Annotated in this window: 8 protein-coding genes; all 8 read right to left on the bottom strand. The window is 38.6% G+C overall.

The genetic code is table 11. The features are described from left to right. Positions 1 to 396 precede the first annotated feature (396 nt). Positions 397 to 687, bottom strand: coding sequence for a CRISPR-associated endonuclease Cas2 (gene cas2, locus HMPREF1534_RS12585; protein ID WP_005938673.1), 291 nt, complete (start codon positions 685 to 687; stop codon positions 397 to 399). A gap of 9 nt (positions 688 to 696) precedes the next feature. Continuing rightward, positions 697 to 1710 (bottom strand): type I-C CRISPR-associated endonuclease Cas1c, encoded by a 1014-nt coding sequence (gene cas1c, locus HMPREF1534_RS12590; RefSeq protein WP_005938671.1) that lies wholly within the window; start codon positions 1708 to 1710, stop codon positions 697 to 699. After that, positions 1707 to 2372: a CRISPR-associated protein Cas4 gene (gene cas4, locus HMPREF1534_RS12595; RefSeq protein WP_005938669.1), complete on the bottom strand. Its 666-nt coding sequence runs from the start codon at positions 2370 to 2372 to the stop codon at positions 1707 to 1709. The genes cas1c and cas4 overlap by 4 nt, the downstream gene beginning before the upstream one ends. An 11-nt stretch (positions 2373 to 2383) precedes the next feature. Next, positions 2384 to 3262 carry a type I-C CRISPR-associated protein Cas7/Csd2 gene (gene cas7c, locus HMPREF1534_RS12600; RefSeq protein WP_005938667.1) on the bottom strand — a complete coding sequence of 293 codons (879 nt, stop codon included), beginning with the start codon at positions 3260 to 3262 and terminating at the stop codon, positions 2384 to 2386. Positions 3263 to 3287: 25 nt separating this feature from the next. Next, a complete protein-coding gene (cas8c, locus tag HMPREF1534_RS12605; RefSeq protein WP_005938665.1) occupies positions 3288 to 5039 on the bottom strand; it encodes a type I-C CRISPR-associated protein Cas8c/Csd1 in 1752 nt (583 codons plus the stop codon). Continuing rightward, entirely contained in the window at positions 5036 to 5728 is a 693-nt protein-coding gene (gene cas5c, locus HMPREF1534_RS12610) for a type I-C CRISPR-associated protein Cas5c (RefSeq protein ID WP_025066957.1), read from the bottom strand. The genes cas8c and cas5c overlap by 4 nt, the downstream gene beginning before the upstream one ends. 53 nt (positions 5729 to 5781) lie before the next feature. Further along, the gene (locus tag HMPREF1534_RS12615; protein ID WP_005938661.1) at positions 5782 to 8007 is read right to left on the bottom strand and encodes a CRISPR-associated helicase/endonuclease Cas3; all 2226 of its coding nucleotides are present in this window, start codon (positions 8005 to 8007) and stop codon (positions 5782 to 5784) included. A gap of 133 nt (positions 8008 to 8140) precedes the next feature. After that, positions 8141 to 8800, bottom strand: a 660-nt coding sequence (locus tag HMPREF1534_RS12620) for an ISAon1 family transposase (protein ID WP_005938658.1), incomplete at its 5' end; no start/stop codon positions are given.

The raw sequence follows: 8800 nt of genomic DNA, 5'->3' as shown, positions 1-8800 counted from the left end.
GTTTCAATCCACACACCTACATGAGGTGTGACATCACCGGCTGTCGTGGTTGGGTTAAGTTATAGTTTCAATCCACACACCTACATGAGGTGTGACTAACTGAATGAATAGTACCACTATATTAATGGTGTTTCAATCCACACACCTACATGAGGTGTGACTTCCATCCTTGCCGGGCAACAAGTCTTCCTCTTTGTTTCAATCCACACACCTACATGAGGTGTGACTGTATACAGAGTTGTATATTATAAATCAATAAATTAACCCTACTAATATGCGAATTCTCATTTTTATTTCAATTGAATAACGGCATTCGCCTTATAAACAAGTCAATCTGCTGATTATTAAGAGTTGCGAAGATACTACTTTTTTTGCAACACTCCACATTCGCACACATTATACAATAAAAGCATTATTAACTTTATAAGCAGTTTCGACACCTATCACTTCCACCCTTCTATTCTCATTTTTACTAAGAATATAGAATCTAACACTATCACGAGACATATCAATGATATCTTTGATTCTTCCTCTCAAAAGACAATATTGTGCTTCTGTCACCTCACATTCAAAGACAGAATTCTGTACCCTCTGTCCATAATCTATGCAAGCCTTAGCCACACACCGTAAACGGCGAGCTCCTTCCTTGCTCGTAGTATCCACATCATAAGTTACAAGAATATACATACTCGTAAATCATTTTATTAGAAATACCGGATAATTATCAATATCTTGCCTAATATATCTTGCCATCAACATAGCTTGTGCATAAGGCAGAAGTCCTATCTCAATTTTTTCATTAAGATAAGGATGGATTATCACCTCTCTTTTCTTAGCCTGCCATGCAGAAATAAAAATCTTTTTCCCTTTATCTGTCATAACAACCCCATTATCACCTTGAAACAAAAAATCCTTGGATGTGATCTGTCTTTTATTAATCAATGACAAGACAAAACGATCACCAAGATAGGCACGAAATTCTTCCATCATATCCAATGCTAAGGACGTACGCCCCGGACGAAGTGTATGGAGAAATCCTACATAAGGATCAAGACCTACAGTCTCGAGTGCTGCAGATATTTCATTTGCTATCAAAGTATAAGCAAATGACAACATGGCATTCACTGCATCCTTAGGAGGACGGCGATTACGACCATGAAATGGAAAATCAGCTTTCTGATTAAGTATCAAAATAGGCAACACTTCAAAATAAGCATTTGAAGCCATGCCTTCATACCCTATTAGGGTCGTCTTATCTTGAGCTGTCAAAGCTTCACGCTTGGCATGCTCCAACACTTGTACTGCTTGATTGACATCTTCATTCTCCCCATAATCACGAATATATCTCCTCAATATATTACGATAGTTTTGAATCTTACCGCCAATCATCAGCCGTGCCGCATGTAACGACCAAGATTCATCGTCCGACAATTGATACTGTTTTTTACGCAACAGTACATTCCCTTTCGTCGTGCCCTGTACCCTGCTGATAAATCTGCCATGAGGAGAAAGGAATGTAAGTGATATGCCATTGTCAGTGCACAATTTCATACTTGCGCCCATATATCCGAACGTCACAATGCCTTCTATGTTAATAGCAGGAATACGAAACACTTCCTCTTGTTTGACCGACACTACAACATTCAGCCCATCCTTACTAAGATACGCTTCCGGTGTCGTCACATACAAAGTATTCAACAATTTTCTCATTCATATAAATTTTTATTAAGGTATGTATCCACCGTAGTACAATTCTTTACCATCGTTGGCATACAAATATCTTTGAGGGAACATTTATCACAATGCTTGCCATACTCCGCCTTCGGAATAACCGCTTTGGCGAATACCTCGTGCATATCTTGAGTACATTGCTTGACAATGTTCCGCAATTCATCAGTTATATCCATATTCACCCGATGGCGAAGTTCTCCATAAAAGAACACACCGTATGGTATATGGATAGCGTACATTTCCTCAAGACACATTGTCTGTGCTGCCAACTGCACTTCATCCACTTCATTCCTTTTTGGTTTACCATGTTTATACTCCACAACCACCGGTTTCCATTGCCCCGGATACTTCGGATGCTGAATTGTGTCTTCAAAAGATAAAGACGGAAGCAGTTCTATAGCATCTGAAATGCCATAAAGACCCAGTTCATACGAAGCAATATTCACTGCGCGTAATGTTATTTGGTCACCACACTTCTGCCTATAAAACGGATCATCTACATGCTTGTGCAGGATCTGTCCTTCAATGGTAAGACGATTATCATCCCATTGCTGTTCGATATGTATTAAAGCCCATTGCCGAGGACAGAACCTAAAGTGCTGAATCCCCGACAACATGAGCATATCGTCTTCGCTATACATATACCTTTTACTTATATCAGCTCTTCAACAGTAACATTTGATGGAACATTCTCCTTGTCTATAATGACCGAATAGTCGCTGAATGAACGCGGTGCTCCGTCACAGATCTTCTCCACCTTAACCAAGTCAAACAGTTTGTTGGCAGGAGCATTGCCTAATACGGAATCATGCTTGAAAACAATCAGCTTTTGTGCACTCATCAATCCGCGTGCTGCCGAACGGTCCACATCGAACATATTCTTCAATGCTTCAAAAAATAATGCAAGGTCTTCTTCTGAGAATCCGGTTTGTCGTGCCAAGTTGGCAGAGATGAAACCATGGCAGATGTAGAGGCCATAAGGTACGGTAGCCTTGCGACCTTGTATTCCTACTTGCAACTCATAAGGCTTTTCTTCATCGCGGGCTGCGCACACCGTTAGTGCATGTTCTTCTGAAACAATCATATCTTTTGAACGGGCAAAAGTCATCTGAACAGCTCCTCTTACTTGTCCTGCATTAGGGCCCGTTGATAGAACTGCGCCAAAGGTTCTCACATCAAAGAATCGTTTGCACATAGCAGTTCTACCAGCAGGCACTTTATCAGCAGGAGCTTTTCCTTTCTCAAGCTTTATACTGAGATCTTCATATGTCTTACGGATTTCTCCATTAATAAAGACTTCTTCGCCTGAAATTTCCTTAGACTTAACAAGAATATCGTTACCAAGTTGTCCTGATTTAGCTATTTGTACATAATTACGCACCTTGCGCTTAAGGCAAACATCTGTAACAAGTCCCATACCAGTTTCAGCATCCACACGGGGGAGATTGCCTGCATCGGGGTCACCATTTGGGTTACCGTCTTGTACATCAAAGATGTAAACGAAATCTATTCTGTTTCTAATTTCTGACATAGTTATTTTCTTTTTTATATTGTTATTACTCTTCTGCTTCTTTATTATCTCTGTGGCATTTCTGATGATAATAGCCAAGAAAAAAACGTCCTTGATCACTCAAATTCAATGTATTTGGAAAATCTTGGATTAATGCTATAATTTCTTTCTTTTGATCATCAAAGAAATTAGCAAGTCCTTTTTTGTCTTTTGCTAATTTGCTATAATGACTATTTGATAGTTTAAGAATGGTTGGAAATACAGCTGATGGGGTAGATGAAGCTGCATTCAAATAACTTGAACGAATAGTATCTTGCTTATTTGCGGCATACTGGAGATTTTCCATTACCGCAAATAACCGTCCGCAAAGATACCCTTGATTTTGATTGTCTTTATCTAACATAATATCGAGTTTTTTATTGTTGTTATTATCATTCAGTCGGTTAAGATAAGCCTTGATGATGGCAGCATGCACAATGTTAACGGATTGTTTTGCACGTATGCGGCAAACGCAAGCTTGAAACAAAGAAACCGGATATGGTAATCCTTGAAAGATGCTTTTCACCACGGCATCAGGAAGACTAGGAGGGCAATTTTCTTTTATGTTCTCTTTCAAACTAACAGCCTTGAGTATTGCGTATAGACTACAATAATTAGGTCTTTTATCTCCACTCGTTATGATTTCCATATCTTCAAAATGCAAGAGAAGTTTACCGGCAAATTCCTTTACTGTAGTCTCATTCCAATACGATATCGCTATTCTTGCCTTGTTAGCGGCAAACATTCCGAGGATATAAAATTTATCATCAGTTTGAATAGGCTTATTTCCATTATATATTGATTTGAATATTTGGGTAATATTTTCAAGTTTGCTATCAGGGTTATCCTTTTCTTCCCACCCAAATAAAGAATACACACTCTCTTCTATTTGCATATTTACTTCGTTTTTCCTTGAAGCCCAAAATGCATAAGTCCTTAAGCCGACAGTAAATTTATTATGAGAGTTATAATCAATCAGTTTTTTTAAAGCAGCAGCAATTGCAAATTCCGCCGACTTAGACATCGGCGCATTATTTCCTTGCTCTTTTCCGTAGGAATCATATCCTTGATTCTTTTGAAAAGACACCAATTTTGTATCACTGAATTTCCCTAATTGGATTTTTGTAAAAGTTTTAACTGGTTGACATTTTTCACCCGTAACTAAACACACACAGATTCTGCTGAAATCAGTTTTGCCCTCATCAGTTTTATAATAAGATAAAACTGATTCTTTCTCAGCTATTATCTGTGTTTCTCCTTGAATGAGAAAAGATATGTTTTTAGTGAAATTCTTCTTTATATTATCCCAGTTATCGGCCTTTTGGAGCAATGACAATACGTCCTTGTTACTAATATAGAAGTTTGCAACAGCTTTTAAATCCTCATCATAGGGATATTGAGAACATAAGTCATTGATGTATTCAAGAAATGCCGAATGGTTTCTAACATTCTTGGCAATTTCTTTTTTATACTCAGCTTCCTTTTCAGGCTTTAATCCCTCGTCATTTATATGTATAGTAGCATTACTAATGCCTAAAACATAAGAAAAATTATCCCATAAATGATTAGGCAAACTTTTTGTGCCTGTACGACCATTGGTTTTAGCTACAAGTTTCTTAACAGGATTATCCTCTATTCTACACAGATTTCCATCTTTATCAATAACAATTATAAAACCAATCTCTTTGTATTCCAGCCCCAAAGGAGCTACATTATCCCCACTTCGATGGTAATAATCATACAATGCCTTCAATATCATCTCAGTACCTCCTCACTATCTTTACTTGGTACAACAATCACACCTTGTTTCATTCTAGCACGATAAAACATGGCATCCGGTTTCTGGGCATTCCCCTCAAAATCCATATCATAAAGCATAATGCCCAAATCTCTGTCTTCAAACAAAGGCGGCTCAAGATAATCCGTATTATCAATGTATTTCCAATTTGCGGCAAATTCGCGGCAACCCAAATAAGGCTGCGTAAAGCATTGCCCTTGCAATGCTCTGCGTTCAAACATCTGATAATACTTCATGGGATTCTCATCATTACTTGGCTGATGTTTGGCAAAAGCCTCCTTCGGACGATCTTTTACTGGGATAAATATCAATTTGGCATAAATGCGATAACGCACATCTTGCAAAAGCAAAGAGTTCTTCTGTTGGCGTGTCTTTCCATCGTCTATATAAATTGGTTTCATACTGGAATTTACCACTGCTCCCACTTCATTTCGCCTGATGGTAGTCCACTTAATGGGATTAAGCACTTCAATCTTCGTCACCTGCCAACGCATGGCATAGCGTTTGAAAAGTATAGCCTCAAAGACAGCACGTGCTGCCGATGGTGTAATGACATCGTAGCTCACTCGTTCTACTTTCAGTTCCGGGCGAGTAAAACAAGCCCAGTCACCCCATATCTCCAAACAATATTCTTTATCTGTATATTCCATATTATTCATTACTTTCGTTATTTTGCTATAAATCTTCCGATTCCGTCTTGTCTTTATATCATTAATATCTCTTCCATCCAATGGTTTTCAAGTTTAAGCCCTATAGCATTATCATACTGCGCCCTGTCGGCCAACACATATATACCTTCCAATATTTCTTCAACAGCACCATATTTAATCAATTGACTGAAATTCGAGCGATGAACACCTACAGTAAACTTGGCCAGTTGTTTCATTAATGAATATGTACAACCCGACTTTTTCAAATTCTCCACAAGTCCCATACTGTTTTCCCAATTCACTATGACATTCATACCATCATCATCAATCAGTCTAAACTCTTTTGAGGCTGTTTCAAAACATAACTCGTCAAGTTTATAAAGATAATGTTTCATATCCTTTTTATCAAACGTATCCTTCCTGAAATAAAGCTGTTGAAAATACTTTTCCATTGTGGAAGGAGCAAACCAATCGCTATCAGTAGGTAAGTTCAGTCGTGCATTGTTGGCTGCTGCCATTGAACCAAAGAGTATGCGCTTCTCTGCAGAAAGGCTGAATACAAATGTGTGACCAATCCTATTTTTCCCTTCACGGTTACATCTTCCCGCCGCTTGCAATACAGAATCAAGTCCTGCCTCTTGACGAAATACAACTGGAAAATCTATATCTACACCCGCTTCTACGAGTTGGGTTGCTATTACTCTTACAATTGGATGTGCTTCATCCTTTAACAAAGCTTTTATCTTACATATCGTTTCACTAATATGGGCAGGGCACATCATTCTTGATAAATGAATTTTCACTCCTTCGTCAGGCAAGCGATTATACAATTCCTTGGCATCCTTACGGGTGTTCACAATACAGAGTACCTTATCATATTCAGACACCTTTGCCGCTATTTCATCATATGTTTTCCCCGTGTTATCTATTTCCAATTTCACACGACGGAGCTTGTCATGTAACGCAAATTCAGTCGGAATAATTTCCATGATATGCTCTATTCCCTTAAATCCGACTTTAGGATTTGCGCCTTCTATCAAACCGCTAAGCACCGGCTGACTCGCTGTTGTAAACAATATAGATACTCCAAACATTTTTTGATATGCCTTCATCGCATCGACTATCGGTTGCAAAAAGTCGGTCGGCAATGTCTGAACCTCGTCTAAGATAATAACTGAATTCACGATATTGTGCAACTTACGGCAATCGGACGGTCTATTGCTAAACATAGATTCAAAAAGTTGCACGTTGGTAGTGACAATAATGGGATAATCCCAATTTTCAGTGGCCAGCTTCGCTTTTTCGCGTACTTCCTCATTTTTAATATCATCCGGATTGAAGTTACTGTGATGTTCCAATACATTCTCTTCACCGAAGATTTTCTTCAGGAGACCTGCCGTCTGTACAATGATGCTAGTATATGGAATGGCAATGATGATACGATTCATGGCATGATTTGCAGCATGCTTCATGGCCCATAACAAAGACGAAAGCGTCTTGCCGCCTCCCGTTGGTACCGTAAGGCTGTAGAAACCTTTTTCACCTAAAGATGTTTTGCTGCATTGTTCTTGTACTTTCCTACGAATACGATTTACTTCCGTATCAACTGCATCCAACTGCAATTTTTGCAAATGCGCTTCCAATTTCGGTAACAAATCGACAACCGTAGACGAGCACTTCCTTTTCTGCCATGACTCTAGATTCATAAATTGCTCCGTGTCGAGTCGGTCAGCATCGACAAGACAAGAAAAAAGCATACGAGACAGGTGATGAAAGTGTTTCCGGTCTACCTTAAATTTAGAAAAAGGTGATTCAAGAAATTCTTTATACAATAAGGGTATATCTATATTTATATTATCCTTGTCTATTTCTTCAGGCAACGGTTTTTCCTGCAAGATATTTTCTGCTTCCACATAATCATACAGTCCTGTATGGTGGGAAATTATTTGATTGGCAAGAAGATTGAGAACATCTTTCCCCATGAAATCCTTTGCCAGTATTCCACCCACAAAAGCATGAGCGTGATCATTATAATGCTTTTTATCATCCGTGGACAAACCGTTTACTTTACGTATGTATTGTTGGAACGCTGCACGTTCTTTACCTTTGTCATGAAGCAGACCAAGTGCATATCCCCAAGAAGGGAGTTCAAACCTTTTGGCAAAAGAGGCAGCTATTTTTGCTACTCCTTTTTGGTGCTCATCATTTGACTGTATCACCCATTGTCCATTCTCTTTATTTTGATACAAATGAGAGATTAATTGTCTTTCTGCTATCATATAATAAAATTCATTAAAGTCATATCATACAAATGTATAAAATAATTTTAGATTTTACTAACATTAAAAGCTACTGACCCCAAGTTTTGGCTCAGTTGTAATTCTTGGGGGATTAACATTTGTTAATTTCTCTTTATGCATACACCTTTGCTAATCTATACAGAAAGAACCTCTTATCTACTACTCCACGAAATGAAGCCCTAAATGCTTTAATTTTTGCATTAAAAGCTTCCGCAGCAGCATTTGTGCTTCTGTTCACAAAGTAGTTTAATATCCGTTCGTAATGATTCTCAATGGAATTGGCAACAGTAGTGAACGTATCATAACCAAACTCCTCAATTTCATTATACCAAAGTGCCAGTTTGGCACGAGCCACATCTTTATCTGTATAGTCTGAAAATATCTTCCCTAATCGTAGTGCGTAATAGTACACGGATTTTATATCCGGGAATTGTTCAAAGAGTAGTTTGGCTCTTACCTTCTGGCTTTGCAGCCACTTGTCCGGAGCCTTAAACAGCAGGTACCGGCTTCTGGCCAACAACTGTCTGAGTGTATCTCCATTGCTAAACACTTTAGGTTCATAACTTTCCCCCTTGGCTTTAGCTTCCTTGATTTTCCTGTTCTCATCCTTCATTACTTGCCAGCGATAAGCGATCCGAAGGTCTTGTACAGCTTCATAAACCAACTTTGAGACATGGAAACGATCCACTACCTGCATAGCCCCGGGAAAACAACGTTTTGCTATTTTCTGCATACTGCCGGCCATATCAAGTGTAATTTCCTTTACTTGGTT

This window comes from Phocaeicola massiliensis B84634 = Timone 84634 = DSM 17679 = JCM 13223, from assembly GCF_000382445.1.
GTDB lineage: Bacteria > Bacteroidota > Bacteroidia > Bacteroidales > Bacteroidaceae > Phocaeicola > Phocaeicola massiliensis.
The sequence above is the reverse complement of the archived record's forward strand: the minus strand, read 5'-3'. Positions and strand labels throughout refer to the sequence as shown.

Bases quoted from the DNA above. Each gene is read 5' to 3' on its own strand.
- cas2 (WP_005938673.1), bottom strand. From the start codon at position 687: ATGTATATTCTTGTAACTTATGATGTGGATACTACGAGCAAGGAAGGA.
- cas1c (WP_005938671.1), bottom strand. From the start codon at position 1,710: ATGAGAAAATTGTTGAATACTTTGTATGTGACGACACCGGAAGCGTAT.
- cas4 (WP_005938669.1), bottom strand. From the start codon at position 2,372: ATGTATAGCGAAGACGATATGCTCATGTTGTCGGGGATTCAGCACTTT.
- cas7c (WP_005938667.1), bottom strand. From the start codon at position 3,262: ATGTCAGAAATTAGAAACAGAATAGATTTCGTTTACATCTTTGATGTA.
- cas8c (WP_005938665.1), bottom strand. From the start codon at position 5,039: ATGATATTGAAGGCATTGTATGATTATTACCATCGAAGTGGGGATAAT.
- cas5c (WP_025066957.1), bottom strand. From the start codon at position 5,728: ATGGAATATACAGATAAAGAATATTGTTTGGAGATATGGGGTGACTGG.
- HMPREF1534_RS12615 (WP_005938661.1), bottom strand. From the start codon at position 8,007: ATGATAGCAGAAAGACAATTAATCTCTCATTTGTATCAAAATAAAGAG.